At 42.2% G+C, this 16,589-nt stretch carries 19 protein-coding genes; all 19 read right to left on the reverse strand.

Annotated elements, in window-relative coordinates:
* Positions 1-2: 2 nt before the first annotated feature.
* Positions 3-1,964, reverse strand: coding sequence for a hypothetical protein (locus QLH32_RS04595; RefSeq protein WP_283268345.1), 1,962 nt, complete (start codon positions 1,962-1,964; stop codon positions 3-5).
* Positions 1,945-3,006 (reverse strand): DNA-methyltransferase, encoded by a 1,062-nt coding sequence (locus QLH32_RS04600; RefSeq protein ID WP_283268346.1) that lies wholly within the window; start codon positions 3,004-3,006, stop codon positions 1,945-1,947. The genes QLH32_RS04595 and QLH32_RS04600 overlap by 20 nt, the downstream gene beginning before the upstream one ends.
* Entirely contained in the window at positions 3,003-3,413 is a 411-nt protein-coding gene (locus QLH32_RS04605; RefSeq protein WP_283268347.1) for a hypothetical protein, read from the reverse strand. Before QLH32_RS04605 ends, QLH32_RS04600 begins: the two co-directional genes overlap by 4 nt.
* Complete coding sequence (locus QLH32_RS04610) at positions 3,413-6,427, reverse strand: tape measure protein (RefSeq protein ID WP_283268348.1); 3,015 nt, start codon at positions 6,425-6,427, stop codon at positions 3,413-3,415. Before QLH32_RS04610 ends, QLH32_RS04605 begins: the two co-directional genes overlap by 1 nt.
* 51 nt (positions 6,428-6,478) lie before the next feature.
* The gene (locus tag QLH32_RS04615) at positions 6,479-7,009 is read right to left on the reverse strand and encodes an antA/AntB antirepressor family protein (protein ID WP_283268349.1); all 531 of its coding nucleotides are present in this window, start codon (positions 7,007-7,009) and stop codon (positions 6,479-6,481) included.
* Between the two features lie 203 nt (positions 7,010-7,212).
* Positions 7,213-7,674, reverse strand: coding sequence for a hypothetical protein (locus QLH32_RS04620; RefSeq protein ID WP_283268350.1), 462 nt, complete (start codon positions 7,672-7,674; stop codon positions 7,213-7,215).
* A 52-nt stretch (positions 7,675-7,726) separates the two neighbouring features.
* Positions 7,727-8,236 carry a hypothetical protein gene (locus QLH32_RS04625; RefSeq protein WP_283268351.1) on the reverse strand — a complete coding sequence of 170 codons (510 nt, stop codon included), beginning with the start codon at positions 8,234-8,236 and terminating at the stop codon, positions 7,727-7,729.
* 57 nt (positions 8,237-8,293) lie between these two features.
* Positions 8,294-8,503: a hypothetical protein gene (locus tag QLH32_RS19885; protein WP_490046012.1), complete on the reverse strand. Its 210-nt coding sequence runs from the start codon at positions 8,501-8,503 to the stop codon at positions 8,294-8,296.
* A gap of 35 nt (positions 8,504-8,538) precedes the next feature.
* Positions 8,539-9,102 carry a hypothetical protein gene (locus QLH32_RS04630; RefSeq protein WP_283268352.1) on the reverse strand — a complete coding sequence of 188 codons (564 nt, stop codon included), beginning with the start codon at positions 9,100-9,102 and terminating at the stop codon, positions 8,539-8,541.
* Positions 9,103-9,168: 66 nt separating this feature from the next.
* On the reverse strand, positions 9,169-9,921 hold the full coding sequence (locus QLH32_RS04635; RefSeq protein ID WP_283268353.1) for a phage tail tube protein: 753 nt from the start codon (positions 9,919-9,921) through the stop codon (positions 9,169-9,171).
* Entirely contained in the window at positions 9,914-10,078 is a 165-nt protein-coding gene (locus QLH32_RS04640) for a hypothetical protein (protein WP_164467931.1), read from the reverse strand. Before QLH32_RS04640 ends, QLH32_RS04635 begins: the two co-directional genes overlap by 8 nt.
* A 7-nt stretch (positions 10,079-10,085) precedes the next feature.
* The gene (locus QLH32_RS04645) at positions 10,086-10,526 is read right to left on the reverse strand and encodes a phage tail terminator protein (protein ID WP_283268354.1); all 441 of its coding nucleotides are present in this window, start codon (positions 10,524-10,526) and stop codon (positions 10,086-10,088) included.
* Positions 10,516-11,019 (reverse strand): phage virion morphogenesis protein, encoded by a 504-nt coding sequence (locus QLH32_RS04650; RefSeq protein ID WP_283268355.1) that lies wholly within the window; start codon positions 11,017-11,019, stop codon positions 10,516-10,518. The genes QLH32_RS04645 and QLH32_RS04650 overlap by 11 nt, the downstream gene beginning before the upstream one ends.
* A gap of 7 nt (positions 11,020-11,026) precedes the next feature.
* Positions 11,027-11,464 carry a gp436 family protein gene (locus tag QLH32_RS04655; protein ID WP_283268357.1) on the reverse strand — a complete coding sequence of 146 codons (438 nt, stop codon included), beginning with the start codon at positions 11,462-11,464 and terminating at the stop codon, positions 11,027-11,029.
* 11 nt (positions 11,465-11,475) lie between these two features.
* Positions 11,476-12,462 carry a major capsid protein gene (locus tag QLH32_RS04660; RefSeq protein ID WP_283268359.1) on the reverse strand — a complete coding sequence of 329 codons (987 nt, stop codon included), beginning with the start codon at positions 12,460-12,462 and terminating at the stop codon, positions 11,476-11,478.
* A 12-nt stretch (positions 12,463-12,474) separates the two neighbouring features.
* Positions 12,475-12,855, reverse strand: coding sequence for a head decoration protein (locus QLH32_RS04665; RefSeq protein ID WP_283268360.1), 381 nt, complete (start codon positions 12,853-12,855; stop codon positions 12,475-12,477).
* A 12-nt stretch (positions 12,856-12,867) separates the two neighbouring features.
* Positions 12,868-13,773: a hypothetical protein gene (locus tag QLH32_RS04670; RefSeq protein ID WP_283268361.1), complete on the reverse strand. Its 906-nt coding sequence runs from the start codon at positions 13,771-13,773 to the stop codon at positions 12,868-12,870.
* A gap of 52 nt (positions 13,774-13,825) precedes the next feature.
* On the reverse strand, positions 13,826-15,100 hold the full coding sequence (locus tag QLH32_RS04675; RefSeq protein WP_283268363.1) for a phage head morphogenesis protein: 1,275 nt from the start codon (positions 15,098-15,100) through the stop codon (positions 13,826-13,828).
* Entirely contained in the window at positions 15,101-16,555 is a 1,455-nt protein-coding gene (locus QLH32_RS04680) for a phage portal protein family protein (protein WP_283268365.1), read from the reverse strand. It abuts the gene before it with no gap.
* Positions 16,556-16,589: the final 34 nt, after the last annotated feature.

Here is a 16,589-nt window from a genome sequence, read left to right on the forward strand (position 1 = left end):
AATTACCCCGAAATATAGCTAGTGACTGGTGTATAAACTGTTTGATATACCACTTTTATTGCTGTTGGCGTGACTTCGCAAAGCCCTGTGGCATAAATGATTGTGCCCATCACAACCCCAAAATCATTTACAAGATTGCCAGTTGTCCCATCTATTGGCACATCATGCAATGTTACTGTGCTGACTGAGTTACCCCCAACCTCCATTGATAGCGGTATCTCAAGACCCACTGAACTTGGCTGAATTGCTGAACCTGTGCCAATTGTGAAAATTAGCTTTTGATTCTCATCAGGCGTTGCAGTCTTAGTTTGCGATTTACCTTCACCATAATTATAAGTAAGTGTGAAAACAGTATTTTTCTGTGGCAGCTTGTTCGGTATCAATCGACCTTTACCCGTGTTAAAAGTCATAAAGCCTGTTGCATCACCCGTGAACTGACCCGCGCTATTCACTGTTGCGGTTTTGGTTTCACCGTCTAATAACCAAGTCGCAGTTAAGCTGACAATTCCGTTATGAAATAGCTGGAAATCCACCCCAGCAGGCGACACGGACAAATCAGCACGGGCAAAAGTTGTAATCGGACTGCCCCATTGCAACAAGATCGGCGTTCCGACATCAGGTAAAGCGCCCGTTGTTAGCAGCCATGTACCTGTGCTGTAATTGATTGAACCACTACCAATAGATTCATTTGCACCAACCAATCGACCAGTTCCGTTATCTTTAAGTACATAGAATTTACCCTGTGCCATGAATGACACACTCAATGCACCAGGTGCAGGAATCGGAACTAAAACGCCCGTCCAGTTTGTGCCCTGATTGTTCTGGGTTACAGGCAAGGCATAGGATTCAAAAGGCTGTACGGGTGCTGATGCAGGTGTAAATGTAATGCTCAGGATTGCGTTGCCTGATCCAATGGCATTGGTCCACACAATGCGGCCTGTCTGGTAGTCAATGGTGCCGACCTGAGTGCCTGTTGTTGTTCTTAAAGTTCCACCGTTATCAGTGATTGCTTGCCCAAACAGGGTAAATGACAAAGAGCCAGGTAATACACTTGAACCAAGATAGAGGCTCTGTGATGTATTCACGTTTGTTGTGTACTGCACAGTGATGGTTCCAGAATTACCCGCCACCAGTGCAGGGTTTTCGCTGACTGCATTCAGGTCCAGCAACGGCGTTTCGGTCTGTGACGAGGGAATCAATTGGGAAAAAATAGACTCAGCCTGAACCGTGAAACTCCCCACCGCAACATCATCCGCCAGCGCAACACTTGCGTTGTAGACACCCGCATCGGCAACAATTGAATCGCGTAACGTGGTGGCTGGCTTGGCATTGTTGTACCACTGCAACGCAGACACTCCTACAAAGTCGCGGGATAACGGGTCCTGAAAACCATAGGTGGCAATCTTGTACTCAACATCATTGTTGTTCACGCGTATGGTTGCTATACGGGTTTCAACGCTGGTGATACGCACGTACTGTGCAAACTCGTTGACTGCCCCCTCACTTACAACCAGGACAATAGTGTCGCCAATACTGTTCTCGGCCTCACTCTTGCCCATCGCCACCTGAAATGACTTCATTCCCGTATATGCGGTATCAAGCAATGAACCTACTGCCTGGGCACCTTTTGCCAGATAGTTTTCCAGGCGGTTCTGTGCTGAATCTCGGGTATCGGTATGGGAACGGGTACTGAACAGCAATGCTGAAACGTTAGGATCATCTGGATTTTTTGAAATGAATACAGTTGAACCCATCAGCGCCTCAGTGTCATTGTTGTTCACGGCGGCAAAGATTTTACGCAGTGACACACGGCCCATTGTTCTATCCAGCTCAGACACATCAGGGAAAAGGTTGTTACTCTCCCCGTCCACCACGATCTGGCCAGAGTACTTACCTCCACCGTCTGGCGTGTCAGTCTGTCTTTCAGACTTGTATAAAACAAGGTTATTCGTTTGAATTGGCATTTGTTATTCGTCCTTTCGCAATATTGAAATACTCTTGTTCCCGCTCAATTCCGATGAATTTAAATCCATGAGCAATCGCGGCTTTACCAGTCGAACCACTCCCCATGAATGGGTCTAAAACAGTTCCGTTCGGTGGGGTGATGAGTCGGCAAAGGTATTTCATAAGTTCGTGCGGCTTCACAGTCGGATGTTTATTGTTTTCGCCACGGTCTTTTTTAGATGCCTTGGCACAGTAGAAGAAGCGTGCTGCGCTGCCTGCATCACCACCTACGCTTGTTCCAGCGTAATTATCCCGCTCTGTGGAAGCCATAAATGTTGATTTGGCTTTTGGGTGCTTATTTCCGCCACCACTTTTAGTTTCAGGAAAACATGCTAAAACCTCATCACTACCATCGTGAATCAGGTTTGCAGGCCAGCGGCCCTGCGGCTTATACATCAACACATCTTTTCCTATTTTAGATTTTGCAAAACGAAACCCATTGTCAGTGCCATCTTGCTGTCTTTGTATTGCTGTAATATCAACATCATCGCCATGTTTGACACGACACTCATCAATATTGATTGCACCTGTACCGTGCAATAAGACATTTTGAGTAACTGTGCCTTTAAATGGTTTACGTGCAACGGTGATTGGCTCAAGCGCGGGCTTGAGTGCTGTACCCCAGCCTTGCCAATCATTTTTCAAATTATGAGATTTTGGAAAACCAGAACCATAAGCCCATGCGATCATGTCCCGAATTTCGAATCCAGCATCCTCAATATTGCAAGCCATTCTGTGATGTGTACGAGTTCCAGCGAATGCAAGTAGATGCCCACCTGGTTTAAGAACACGTAAACACTCAACCCAAATTTCAACACTTGGAACATCGTAATCCCACTTTTTCCCCATAAATTTAAGGCCGTAGGGTGGGTCTGTGACGATACTATCAATAGAATTATCGGGAATAGATTTAAGCAACTCCAAACAATCACCCAATCCCAACTGCACATTTTCATTAAGCATAAAAAAAGAGCCTTTCGGTTCAAACGACTCGTGTTTCATCCTGGCACCTCTAAAAATTTCAATGTGACTTCGTAATAGTCACCGTCTGATACTGTTGGAAAACCCATCACTGGCTTGGCATTAATCGCACCATCAGCATGATTGAAAATCACATTGAATTGGCGGTTGTCATGCGGATACTCAAAAATGAGTGTGAATTGCTCATCTTGCAGTGCCGACCAGCCTTGAATGGTTGATAGATCAGAACGTTTTATCCAACCCTGTCCGTCACTAGGTGATAATGTTATTGGCCGCCCTGACTTCTTCTTGCCCTCTTGAACAATCAAGGTGCCATCGATCGCACGTTCAATATTCTGCTCGACAGGCTTCCAGTCAAATTCATCCGACCATAAAAAACCGTCCTCTATTAGGACGGCTTCGGTTGTTGCTTTGCGTACTAGTCTCATTAATACCTCTTCTTCGCCTGCTCCAATTCATTGAAGAACTCATTGATCATGCTTTGTTGTGATTGAGCACCTTGTAATTCGAACTGTTTACCACCAAATTCGAACTTGTAGGTGACAGTGTTAGATGATCCTGTATCAATATTTGGAACCTTGATCTGTGGAATCTCAGGTGGCTGAATGTTTGGTGTAGATGGTGTTTTAGGCACACCCGTGGACACAGAACCCGATTTCCCCAATCCTTTTAAGATATTGTCCATCCAGTCAACAGAAGCATTACGCCCCGTCATGGCATCAATCCGACCCTGAGCTGTTCCGCCATTAATGGCATCCCGTAACTGATTGTTCATCCGCGTCATTGCTTCTTTTTTCAATGCCTCGGCTCGCCCTTGCTCCATACCACCAGCGATTAACTGATTATAGAAGTCTTGCGCCATTTGAGCTTGACCATCAGCCATCTGACCTAGACCTTTGGCTGTTTCTGCTGCCTGTGCCTTTCGTTGCTTATCAATCCGAGACATCGCCTGTTCCCAAGTCTCGGCAACTTCTTCTGCCTCTTGCTTGGCAACACGTCCAAGTTGGCGGAATCCTTGTGCTGCTGATCCGCTTGCAGTGCGGCCTACATTTTCAAGTGAACTAGATAACTCATTCATCGACTTCACAGACGCTTTGCCTGATTCATCAATTTGAACTTGCAATCCAAGTGACGCTGCTTTTGCTTTCGTTGCTGCAATTGCAGATTGATCGCCTGATGCTACAGCCGCTTGCAATACACGCTCATAAGCCTGTTTTAATCCCTCTGTTGTCGCTTGACCACTTGCTTGAATACGATTGAAGTCAGCAATAGCCACGTCAGCAGCAAGCTTTAATTGCTCTTTGGTTTTGATGCCAAGCCGTTCAAACGCCTTGCCAGTTTCATCCAAATCATCGGGCAATTTTTGGGTCTGCTGTCGAATCGCAAGCATACCCATCTCAACTTGTTTTGTTGAGAATACACCCTGTTCTTCAAACTGTTTAAACTTGGCTTGTGCTGCATCAATTTCGGCTTGGCTTTTAGCTTTTTCTAGTAGCCTTGACCATGCCTCATAAGTCACATCCGCAGCTTGTGAGCCTTTTACTCCCATCAACTCTAAATTTTTGGTGAACGTATCTAAAGCTGTGGCTTTAACTTTAAATTCGTCAGATACTTTATTAAGAGCGACATCAAGATCAAGACCTAAAGCCTCAGCAGCTTTACGACCTTGCCCTAGTCGTGTCTCTAAACTAACAACCGCAGCGCCTGCCTCTTGCTCAATCGCTTTGACAATCGCTTTGCCAGTTTTATCAAACTCAACTGCTAGACCTTGAGCTGCAATTTGCGCTTCAATGGTTTTTTTGGTTTGACTTGATAGAGCTACACCACCTTTGGTTGCTGCTTCGATTTGTGCCGAAGCCCAATCTTGTGCCGCCTTGATTTTTTCATCACTGATTTTCTTACTTTCAGCCTGATAAGCTTTTTCTTTCTTATCAAGTTCAGCAAGTCCTGCAACTGCCGCATCAATCGCTGATTGATCACCTGATTTTCGAGCATCAACTAATTGCTGTTGTAGCTTGATACGCTCATCGCTGATAGCTTTGTAATCAGCTACATGTTGAGCTTCTTGCGCTTTTAAATCAGCGAGTGCTTTTTGGTTGTTGGCAATACGTTCGGCGTTTTTCTGATCTTCGGTTTTACCCATGTTCTCAATTGATTTGATCGTTTGAGATTCATAGTTTTTGATACCATCAAAACCTTTAGTGAAGTATTCATCAGATTTATTTTGCATTGCTGTAATATTAGCAATAGCTTGTTCTTTAACATCACCCCATGTAAATGTCGCTTTAACTTCGTACCAAACCGCAGCAAGTCTATACAAAGTACCTGCAAAAAGATTAGTTACTACGCCAACCGCCTTAAATCCATCTCCAATCAAATTAATCGCAATATTTAAAGAATCAAAAGCTTTTTGGAGTCCGCTTACCTCTACGCCTGCTGGACGTAAGCCATCGGTGAAACTAAATACTCCTGAAAGAGCGTCATCAAACACATCATTAAATGCTCGACCTACATCTAAAACCGTATTGAATAGAGTTTTTATTGTGTCATAAATCGAACCTAATGCAGTTTTGAGTGAATCAATTGCACCCTGATCATAAATATCAGATAAATATGCGCCAAACTTTGTAAAACCATTACCTATATCATCAATAATTAGTTTTAGAAGTCCCATATTATCAGCAAGTACCGACAACCATTGAGCTACTGTTGCACTTGCACCATTGGCCTGATCCATCTCACCAATGAGAATCTGCCAAGACGTTGAGATTTTTTGGAGTGCATTGCTAATAGTAGTTGGCATTTCAGCATATTGAGCATCAACACCTGCTTTCTGTTTTTCCAGTGCTGCAAGTACACGTTCTGCTGAAAGCTCGCCATTTTCAGCCATTTTTCGAAGTTCACCAGTGGTTTTACCCAAGCCCTTTGCTAAAGCTTCTGCTAAACCGTAACCACCCTCCATGATGCTGTTAAATTCTTCACCGCGAAGCACACCACCTTGCATTGCTTGAATAAACTGAGTGACTGCTGCTTCTGCTTCTTGCGTGCTACTACCGCCCAACTGGATCGCTTTAGTGACGGTACTGGTCATATCAAGTGCAAATTGTTGGGATTTCCCCATATCCTTTGCAACAGTATTTAATCGAGTGAACAGTGCCCCAGTGTTATCTAGTGTTGAGTTTGTTTGCAGTGCGATTTGATGCACACCCGACATCGCTTGCTCAAAGTTACCTCCATCTTTTGTAGCCTGTTGGATTCGTGCTGATAGAGTTGCATAGCTGTCTGCTGCTTCTGCAAGTTCCTTTACGCCTAAACCAACACCAAGCGCAGCCATAGCACCTACAAGCGCATTTACTGCAAACTTTGCACCGTTGATTCCTTGATCAAAACCTGTGGTATTAGCTCGCAAATTAAGTAAAAAATCTAAACTGTTTGAAGCCATCTTATTTTCCTACAGATATGAAAAAGCCACCCGTAGGTGGCGTGGATTTGCTTAGTCTTGGTTGTCATCAAAGTCTAATTTGTGTTGAGTTTTCTTGATGAGTTCATCTAATTTTTTCAATATTTTAGGCTTAACCTGTTTTCCGCCAACACTTAAAATCCGACCAGCATTTGATAGCGTTTCTGTCCATTGTTCTGCAAGTATTGATAGTTTTCCTATCTCAAGTTGGATTCCATTTAAGGCATCACGAGCAATTTTTTCTTGCTCAATATAGTACTTGCGTATTTCATGACCTCTCCCATTGCGCTCCATCATTCCTAGATGCTTAGTCATATCTACGGAAATAATATATTCAGTTATCCATTGACCTGTTTTTGAAAGCTCGTCTTTTTTGACGACCTTAATAAAGTCATAATTTTCTTCAAACTTGCATTGATTGATTCTTCGTTTGATCCAATGGGAAAAATCAGCCTTAACTTCAAGCATGGTGTGTAAATCACGAGCATTTACACCCAGTTGTGTCTCACCATTGAGATCAATCTCAATAAAAGGGTTTGATTCAAAGTCTACAATCGCATTCATTACTATGCTCCGACTACTCATTTAAGAAAAAACACTGGCAAGAAGATGTATGAACAGTCGAAAACGACCATCTTCGATTCGGGGATCAGCCTAGCCAGTGGTGCGCCTGAATTTCAGGCATTAAAAAAGCCGACTTGTTAGGTCGGCTTGGGTAATTTAGGCAATAAAAAACCTGCTGATGCAGGTTTTTAGATCAACTTAGTCTAGTCATTTGGTATGAATTGAGTTCCACAGCGCAAACACATCCAAGTTTTTGAATAGTTGGACAGTGCTGTTTTGTTTTGAGATTCCATTTTTGCATAAAGCTTAACTAATCCCCAGATTAATAAACCCAGCAGCGGAGCACAGATAATAAAATTTAAAATACCATCCATTAATTTAGGCTCTGAAAAAACACTTAAAACCCCTTTTAGTAATGGCATAGCGAACATTAAAAATAATACCGCAACAACAATCTTTGGCATTGAGCTATTTTTTGGTGGCGCACACCCAGCAGCCAAGTGTGATTGCGATGAAGATCGTCCACGCCCGCCCCCGACAGATATTCTGCCACTTGTGGATACGCTTACACCGCCAAAGCCACTTTGACCAGTTCTACTTCCGCCTGCCCAAATCATAGCTAAGGTTTTTGTATTTTTTGACTGACAACTTGGACAATTGCTCATAATCTTCCCCTTAAAAATAAATTACTAACATTAATAAGACTAAGCAAAATAATTATCTACGTCTAAGATAAGGTTTAACATAAGTTCCATCTGAACGCGTATAGCCTGAAACTCGTTGAGTACTAGGCTGTCCAAATTGATAATATCCAGATGAATAATCTAAGTCACGACCAGCATCATCATAACCATCGCTTTTGCCGTAGATTTTATTTACTTCTTTACACTTATTAGCAAATCCTGTGCGCTGCCCAAAACCAACACATTTTTCTTGAGAAATTGACCTATCAATCACGCTGGAATTTAATGGTATAACTTTATCATTTTGACCACTCAAATCAGGCTTGGAATGATCAACACCCAATGTCCCACTTTCTCTTTTATAAACTTCAAAATTTGTTTGCGGATCATTACAAGGCTCTTTCTGTAGAACCCACTCTCCATTAATTTTACATTTATTTAATGGAGTTATTTGCTCTAGAGCATTAGCTTGCCCCACATCAGCAAAACTAAATGTGCTTATAATTACCAATGCTCCGCCTATTAATATAATTTTCCCCATCATGTTGTGCTCAACATTTATTATTTATAGGCAATTTAACAAATGGCCGAAATTAAGTCATTAAAAAATTCTCAACTTCTTTTTCACTTCCCAGTCCACAGCATGATTTCCATTGTCGCAATCATGGCTCACACATTCACCCTTATGATTAACTTGGATTGGACCACATCCCTCACAAATCACTAACGCAAGAAAATTCGGCTTACATTCGTTAATGAAGCCGTTTTTCATGTTGTAAGTTTTGGCGCATTGAGCGCAATATTCAGCCATATCAGCATCTTGTTGTTTTTAGTGGTGTATTTATATCACCCATCCAAACCACTTACAAACCTATCAAAATCATTATTTTTGGCATTGGCAGCACGTGTTGCTATAGCAATCGTTTTTAATCTTTGCAACTCACATCTTTGAGCCGCCTTTAAATACTCAGTAAAGGCACCATACGACATATTTAAAATATCATCTTGCCTATGTCCGTTTGAAATAAGACGCTGAAACGAATCAAACCAAGAATATTTTTTTTGATTTTCTCTTTGCTGTTTTTTCGGTTTTTCTTCCTTAAAATATGCTTCATTCACCTGAACGATTTTTAAAATCAGATCAGCAATAGCATCCTGGTTCCCAATATGTTTTGAGAAAGTCTCTGGATCAAGTGAAGTGACCAAAGAACAAAGGCCCATGATCTGAATAATGCTTGTAAGAATAATTGGCTTGATTGTTTCTATTGAATAACTTTCCAATTGCTTTATTGGATCAGCAAAGTAAGCAAACTGGTTTAGATTCTTAATCTGTATCTGCTTAATCTCAATATTCTGACCAATAAATACATGTGGCAATGATTCATTGTTTAAAAGAAAAAAGTCATTCATAGAAAAAATCCAAAAATACAGGCACGAAAAAAGACGCTGATGCGCCCCTGTGCCTGTAAGTATTGCTTAAACTGGTGCTGCAATCTGCACGACACGACCAAACAAGCCAAGACTTGAATCGCTGCCTTTCTCTGCATCAGATAACGCCATGCCGCTGATTTCATAAGAACCAAGTTCTTCATGAATCAATGGGAATGTAGCAGAAGCATCTTTTTTAGTACGCCACAACTTCACTTCGACTTTGCTATTGTCTACTGTGTTAATGCCGCGGAAAGTGAGTTCGTACTCTTTGCTATCTTGGTCATTGATTGTAGTAACTGAAGCTGTGCCTGCGGTAAAGTCAGCAGTTAATGGCATGGTTAAACCAGTTACATCACTTATAGTTACTGTGCCGAAAGCTGCATCAACTTTATATTTTGATGCATCAACAACAACTGGCGTTGCAGTTGAATCTTTGATAACTACATTCGACACATTGTAGCCGCCCAAAGCAACTTCTTGACCTACAGCAACCGTACCGAGATTCTTAGCTGTTACCGTTCCGCCTGCAATCGATGTTGCTTGACCATTAAGAATATAAGCAATATTTTCTTTGCTTGCTTCTTCCAAAGTGCCTTTAAAGTTTACACTACGAGTTCTTGTCATCATAAAATCAGTAGTGCGTTGACCCGTTGTGGACTCTTGATGTTCGATCACATCACCATCTAACTCAATCTCGAAATCTGGCGCATTTCCCACATGACGAGCTGCCCCAGCAACACCTGCAACAATCGGCGATAAATACAATTTACCTTGCAACGAAATATACTGTTTAGCCATTGGCTTTTACCTCTTTTGTTAATTTTGGTTCTGTTTTGACTTCAATAATCAAACCATCGCTTAATAGTTTTTCGATCTGCACTTTCGGCAAATCCCCGATTGTGTCGCCCTTTGACCACGGGCCAACTGGCTTTAATGCTTTATATCGCTTGGTCATATGCACCTCAAAAACTGTTAATCATTTGGCATTCAAACAAATACGGCAGCCACAACTTGCCTGCTGCTGACATATGCTGAACCCCTGCATTTGCTCGCTTGAATTGTTTAAACCCTGAAACTTGAGGATTAAACCCTTGCATCCGCTTTAAAATTTCGATGATAAAAGGACTCGCTGCATTACGAACCAGTGTTGTATCTTCAAGCTGTGAGCCTGCTTCCTCAACACACAAAACAATAAGCCATTGCTGATAAACAACACTTGCTGCCCCATTCCCTGCCGAATCACCCACTCGATCATCCACGTAAATAATGCTGATAGATGGCGCTACTGCTGTTGCTTGCAGCATGTCATCAACAGAAAAAGGCGTGTAGACCGCTTGAATCGAATCAATGTCTTGCAGATGTGCTTTGATGATTGACTCAAGCGCAAAATAATTACTTGGCATCTCTCAGTAAATCCTCCAGATATTCTTCGATTGCTAATAGCATGTTTTGTGCATCATCTTCCGATACACCGAAAATTGGACGCGCAGGAACCGTGATTGATTTGCGTTTTACCCAGCCACCCGTGGGAGTTTTAAAAACAAGATAAGGCTTATTCTTCGCTCTAATGGTTCCGCCATAGTGCATCAGCTTTGCATATAGAACGTCAGTGAGAATTGAAACGCCATTTTTATTAAGTCGAGTACGGATCGAGTTCAACAATCGCCCCGTGTCTCTTAATGTTTGGCCATTTTGGGCGATTGCTCGCCATGACTTTTGCCACGGTCTGCCGTCAGGTGCAACACCACGCTTAAAGCGGTCGTGAACACCCTCAAGTAGAATATCGCCCAACTCGTCATAAAGCGCTTTATGGTCTCCTGCTTTCGCTTCTACTTTACGCAGCCAATCCCGAAGCTTTTCCTCACCTTGAAAGTAAAACCCCTGTCTATCTGACATGACCACCTCACTTGACGCTTGGCATCTTGTTTAAAACATCATCGCTAAAAACACCGCCACGATATGTAGTACCCATTGGCATGGCGGTAGGTGATTTAGCGGCGGGTTTGACTTCTTGAGTTGTTGGATTTTTAACAAGTAAAACGTTTGTGCCTTTTGAAACGCCCTTTAGATAGCTCATCGCATCGTCATAACGTCTACGGACTTCTTCAGATGCTTTGCTTTTCCAAAGTAAATAACGAGCAATATCACAGACAAAGATTTTTATATTGTCAGGTGGGTATTCAAGAGGAACGGCATACTTAGCGCCAATCCAACCATCAATAATTGAGCCTGCATCTGCTATTGCAGCGTCAACAGACTCGCCCCCTGTCAAATAACGCTCTAACTGTGATACTTCTGTCAGGCTGTAACGCTTCACCATGTCATCACGTGTTGCGTACATGGCAGCCACCGTTATGTTGTTGATTTAACTTTTACCAATGCTTTCGGCTTCAACACGGTTGGCAATTGGTTTGCTTGAACATGCAAATCAAAACCACGGTCAAAGTCTTTAGTGCGCTGTTTAGCGTAGTACGGCAATGCTAAAGTATTCACCGTTTCGTTGAAGTCAGCAGGCGCTAATGCAGTGATAAACACGTCCTGAGTACCACGTGGATATGCTGAACCTGTTTTGGTTGCATAAATCGGCGTACCACCAACCGATTGACGATTCACAATGAACTTCAATCCGCCAAATTCAAAACCAGACGTATTAGAACGACCTAGCTTTTGTTCAGCAGCAGACCAACCCAAGAACACTTCACGAACGTTTTTATGAGCTACCAAAGCATCATAAAAAGCACGATCCACTTCAACTTCGATTGATGTGTAAATCTCTTGACCTAATGCATCTTCGATATTGTCAATAACGTCTTGGCATTTTGCCGCAACGTTTGTTGTTGCTGTACCAAGATCAAAATCAACCTCGGTTTGTGTAACGCCAAAGTCGGTGAAATAATTAATAATCGTTGAGCCATCAGCATCAACAATAATCCCTTGCTTGGCTTTTAAGCGGCGAAAAGCAAGTGTTGTATCAATCTTGTTTTTCATTGCTTGTAAACGGTCAAGAACTTTTCCGCTTACGGTTTCAGCAGCAGTGCTACCAAACGCACGCACACCCATCACATCTGATGCTAAAACAACATCTTCGAGTGGCATGTGTGGAATTGTCCAAGACTTTGCAATACGAGTGCCTGAGCTGTTTTTAGGTGCAACACCACCCCAAGCGGTTGTTGGTACAAGAATATTGCTTTCTGTCATGAACTCAGCAGCAAAGCTGTTTGTCGTGCCAGCAATCGGGCGGAACAATTCGATGTCCGACGGATTACCAATTCGAGTCGGTAAATTTGTAATCGCTAAAGATAATTCTTCAACGCTAAAAACTGATTGGTCTAAATTCATTTTAATCCCCTATTAAGCTGAACGAACTGGCAAAATATTTAGAGCTGCCAACGCTGTCACAGCATTAGTTTTCTCACCAGCGCTTACGCCAGACGCATAAGCCAACTTACCCTCTGCAAAACGTGCATCACGCGCAATAATAACGCCTGGCGCTGTTTGTCCCGAACCAGTGACTACCGAATCACCGATATAAATACCTGCCGCAGCGTTGGTCGCCTGAACGCTAAACTTGATTACGTTCCCACTTCCATCAAATGCAATCACTTGACCATTTACTAGGCTTTGACTAGCTGCAATTGTCACGTTTTTACGACTTGGACGATGATTACCTTCCACTTCCCAAGCAATCACATCACTTACTGCCGAATGACTATCTGTTACTGTTTGAACCATTTTTACTTCCCCTTATTTGCGTTGTTTTGCTTGGTCTACGAGAGAACCAGCGCCAAAGGTTTGTTTTTCATTTCCATCAGATTTCGCTTGATGAGTGAATAGATTGCTTGGGCCATTATTTGCAGGACTGCTTTTTCCTGAAAACTGGCGCAATTGTTTAGCTGTGAATGAAAAACTTGCATCATCCATTGCTGTATATGCCGCTTTATCTTCAGCACTGAATTGTGTTTTCAATTCTTTTTCTAGTGTTGAAATATCATCATTGCGCTTCTCGGCTTTGAACTGCTTTAGTTCATTTAAAGCATTGTCACGCTCGGTTTCCGCCTGTTGCAAAGCGGCTTTTGCTTGTTCTAGTTCGGTCACGTCTGTGTCCTCTTGTGGATTGTTTGGATTGTGACTTGCTGCCACTGCCATTGTGTTTTCATCTGCACCCAAGGCACAAAACGAAACTTCTCTGATACGACCACCACGAAACACGGTGATTGGTCCATGTAATAACTTGCCGTTTACTGTGACTGTGTTGCCTGCCTGAATCTCGTCAATGCTTGATGGTTCAATACGCACTGACATTTGCCATGGAAAGCCATCATCTGAATCTGTGGCCACCTGGGTACCAAACTCATTACTAAGTAGGATTCCGTTGACAGTTAGACCTGTTTCATGGCTGATTGAATGACTTTCGATTGCGCCTGCACGCTGATAAGACGAATGTTCAAGTAGTGCAGGAATACGACCCTTGATCTGCATCGAATCAAGATCAAAGATGACTTGCTTCCAGTACCAATGATCGGTAATCACTTCGCCACTGTATGCAACACCTGAGAACGTCCGTTTTTTCTTGCCATCTTCCTGAGCGTCTACATTTAGCTGCCCAAGTTGAAAGCAATATTGATTTTGCTTTTCTTCGGTTTTTGGCATATTTCACCCATAAAAAAAACGACCTTAAAGGTCGCTGTATTTGTTGAAAGGTTTAGTAAAGACTAAATGCGGTCTGATTCGCCACGAAATAGCGCGTAGCTTGCTCTTTAGTTCGTTTCAGTACGAGTTGCTCATCTGTGTTGCTAACGACCTCTAAATTCAAATCAGGAGCTAATAGTGCGCCATTCATGCCACTAATCTTGCTCAAATCTAGTGCTACGCCTTTTGCATCAAGAATGGTGATCTGTTTGCCAACCTTTTGCGCTTGTTTGAACAATGTTGGCGTTTGAATACCAATTACACTCCCCACGGTTATGTTCAAGTCATCAATGCCGCGAATTGAATTACCAGTGAGCTTGTTTGCTGTATTCTTTGCTAATGTGAACAGCCGATTAAAAGCACCTACAACTTTGTCCCAAATGCTTTTGCCCGCTGTTCCATCCTGATCCTTTTGAAGTTCAGCCTGCTTTAGAATTGTCGTCAAAGCATTTTCTTTTTCATCAGCTAAATCTAAAGTGATACGCAAGTCACTCGGTCTGATATTTGGGTCTAATCGAACTGCTTTATCGACCATTCCATCAATAATTACTTGCTTCTCATCTGTTAAATCTGAAAAACTTGTCTTGATAATCTGGTTAGTTTCAGTATCAACCACTGTTTTTTTACGGAGATCAATAACTTCTGTTTTGGCTTCGGGCGTAATCGTTTTACTTGCTTCTTTCGATTTAAGTATCTCGTCTGGCTGCTTATCATAGTTAGATGGCTGAAAAGACCAACCAGCGTCAGGCTCAACGTTTGGCAAATCCTCATTGGATGTTATTCCTTTTCGGATGGCTTGCTTTTCAGTGATTGCATTAATCGTGCAGCGACACCGATACCCATTTGGTGCATACCATTTCTGCCAAAATGGGTCGTCAATGTGGCGAATAACACCATCTAGTGCTAAATGGCTTGGACGGGTTCTTTTATCATTGATTGCAAAATATTCAAGATAAGGGCGTTTATCTTTATTCTGTTGCTGATGTAACCACCTGCCATGAGCATAAGCATTCTGAATATTGGTTCTAAACACATTATCTAAATGCGCCTCTGACAACTCAATGCCATTTTCCTCAACCAGTTTTTGAAAGTCTCTAAAAGTACCGCCACTCTCCAAAACCTTATAAGCTGAATCCAGTACAGATTGAATCTGATCAAGACCCGCCAAATAGCTCACAGTAGAAGCATATTGGCGTGAATTTAAATCAAGTGCATAGTAGTCGGCAGGCAGTAAAACACCTCTTGATCGAGCAAATGCAATAGCTTGTAAGAGCGTCATATTGTCCATTTAACGACCCTCTTTTGAATGCATATATCCCAAAATATCAGCAGCGAACAAAGCCCGATCTAACACTTCATTAAACTGTGATTTGTCAGCAGTCTTAGCGATAGCAAATAGACTCGTTTGCAGTTCTTCAATGCTTTCACTACTCAGAATCAAATCTTTCAGGTCGTTATCTGATAACAACTTGAAGTTTTGATCCGCCAGTTCATCAAGCTCTTGCTGTTCTTGTGTAAGACCATTAACACTTGCAGCAAAACTGAAAGGTTTGCTTGGAATTGCTTTAAATTGCGGTTGTGCTGTTTGACCTGGTAAAGGCTCTGCCAAATCGCCCTCTTGCAATCCATACTCACGGATAAAATATTGATTGGTAAATACCGCACCTGCATCTTTAAGCTTTACGTCACGCTCAGCCTGATCTTTATTAAGCTGTTTAGACTTCTCGCCCAAGATAATTTCATGCTCGCCCCAACCATTTAAGGTGCAAAGCGCATTAACAATGGCTTGAAACGTAGGTGTAACTAATCGAATATCCGCATTCAGTTTATCTTTACGCACATTCTCATGCACTTCACCCAATGCACGGCTACCTGTACCATCCGTTCCACTTGTAAGGGTTTGCCCTAAGATTACCTTTTGAATCTGACGAATAATCGTATTGTTAAAGGTCTCGAATGATGCGCCTGCACTGCCGCTTGAAGTGACTGCCAAAATCTCAACTTCATCTTCTGCATCAATCGAAATAACACTCTGAGCATGTGCATTGAGTAACGCTTGATTCATGTCATCTGGTTCAGAGTTTTTGCACTTACCTTTTAAAATTGGCGTGCCAAAACGCTCTAAGAACTTCGCCCAGAACTTAAAGCCGTTCTTACGAAAGAAATCTAACCAATAAACTACAGTGAGTAATGCTTTACCATAAGGCTGCTTATAGGTTGCTTTTCGCTGCGTCAAAAAGAATTTAAATATCTGATCGACTTCCGACTCTCTACCTGATTCATCTTGACGATAGATTAAACGACCATCGTTTTTAGGCTCGAACCACTCCATCGGCTTTTCACCGATCCAGTTCAAACCTATTTGTCCATCATCAGTCTGATCATAGACCGCTTCCAAAACGGAATAGCCAAATAGCAAAGCATTAACTGATCCCGTTGCAATCTCAGCAAACCATTTCTTAATCTCTTGCATTAATAAAATGGCTTCTGGTGTATCACTTGGCTCAATGCGAAATGGAGTTGCAAGCAATGCATCAATACGTGTTTCAACCGCTTGTCCAATTTCATCATCATCAAGAAGAATGGCTAAGCGATGACGTTGAATCCCTGCTTTTCGTAAAGTCTCATCCAAATCAAGTTGTTTGCTTAACTTATAAAATTGGCTGACCGCTTCTTGAGAATATAAAGACCCATTAGACAAAGCCTTTTTAGAAGCTTTGTCTTCTTTTTTAGACTTTGCCATGTGTTTATTCCGAGCATAAAAAAGCCCGCATTTC

It is taken from the genome of Acinetobacter corruptisaponis, from assembly GCF_030053775.1.
GTDB classification, from domain to species: domain Bacteria; phylum Pseudomonadota; class Gammaproteobacteria; order Pseudomonadales; family Moraxellaceae; genus Acinetobacter; species Acinetobacter corruptisaponis.

Coding starts and splice junctions, on each gene's coding strand:
- QLH32_RS04655 (WP_283268357.1), bottom strand. CDS start 11,464: ATGTACGCAACACGTGATGACATGGTGAAGCGTTACAGCCTGACAGAA.
- QLH32_RS04650 (WP_283268355.1), bottom strand. CDS start 11,019: ATGTCAGATAGACAGGGGTTTTACTTTCAAGGTGAGGAAAAGCTTCGG.
- QLH32_RS19885 (WP_490046012.1), bottom strand. CDS start 8,503: ATGGCTGAATATTGCGCTCAATGCGCCAAAACTTACAACATGAAAAAC.
- QLH32_RS04610 (WP_283268348.1), bottom strand. CDS start 6,427: ATGGCTTCAAACAGTTTAGATTTTTTACTTAATTTGCGAGCTAATACC.
- QLH32_RS04620 (WP_283268350.1), bottom strand. CDS start 7,674: ATGAGCAATTGTCCAAGTTGTCAGTCAAAAAATACAAAAACCTTAGCT.
- QLH32_RS04600 (WP_283268346.1), bottom strand. CDS start 3,006: ATGAAACACGAGTCGTTTGAACCGAAAGGCTCTTTTTTTATGCTTAAT.
- QLH32_RS04680 (WP_283268365.1), bottom strand. CDS start 16,555: ATGGCAAAGTCTAAAAAAGAAGACAAAGCTTCTAAAAAGGCTTTGTCT.
- QLH32_RS04630 (WP_283268352.1), bottom strand. CDS start 9,102: ATGAATGACTTTTTTCTTTTAAACAATGAATCATTGCCACATGTATTT.
- QLH32_RS04635 (WP_283268353.1), bottom strand. CDS start 9,921: ATGGCTAAACAGTATATTTCGTTGCAAGGTAAATTGTATTTATCGCCG.
- QLH32_RS04675 (WP_283268363.1), bottom strand. CDS start 15,100: ATGGACAATATGACGCTCTTACAAGCTATTGCATTTGCTCGATCAAGA.
- QLH32_RS04615 (WP_283268349.1), bottom strand. CDS start 7,009: ATGAATGCGATTGTAGACTTTGAATCAAACCCTTTTATTGAGATTGAT.
- QLH32_RS04605 (WP_283268347.1), bottom strand. CDS start 3,413: ATGAGACTAGTACGCAAAGCAACAACCGAAGCCGTCCTAATAGAGGAC.
- QLH32_RS04665 (WP_283268360.1), bottom strand. CDS start 12,855: ATGGTTCAAACAGTAACAGATAGTCATTCGGCAGTAAGTGATGTGATT.
- QLH32_RS04645 (WP_283268354.1), bottom strand. CDS start 10,526: ATGCCAAGTAATTATTTTGCGCTTGAGTCAATCATCAAAGCACATCTG.
- QLH32_RS04670 (WP_283268361.1), bottom strand. CDS start 13,773: ATGCCAAAAACCGAAGAAAAGCAAAATCAATATTGCTTTCAACTTGGG.
- QLH32_RS04625 (WP_283268351.1), bottom strand. CDS start 8,236: ATGATGGGGAAAATTATATTAATAGGCGGAGCATTGGTAATTATAAGC.
- QLH32_RS04660 (WP_283268359.1), bottom strand. CDS start 12,462: ATGAATTTAGACCAATCAGTTTTTAGCGTTGAAGAATTATCTTTAGCG.
- QLH32_RS04640 (WP_164467931.1), bottom strand. CDS start 10,078: ATGACCAAGCGATATAAAGCATTAAAGCCAGTTGGCCCGTGGTCAAAG.
- QLH32_RS04595 (WP_283268345.1), bottom strand. CDS start 1,964: ATGCCAATTCAAACGAATAACCTTGTTTTATACAAGTCTGAAAGACAG.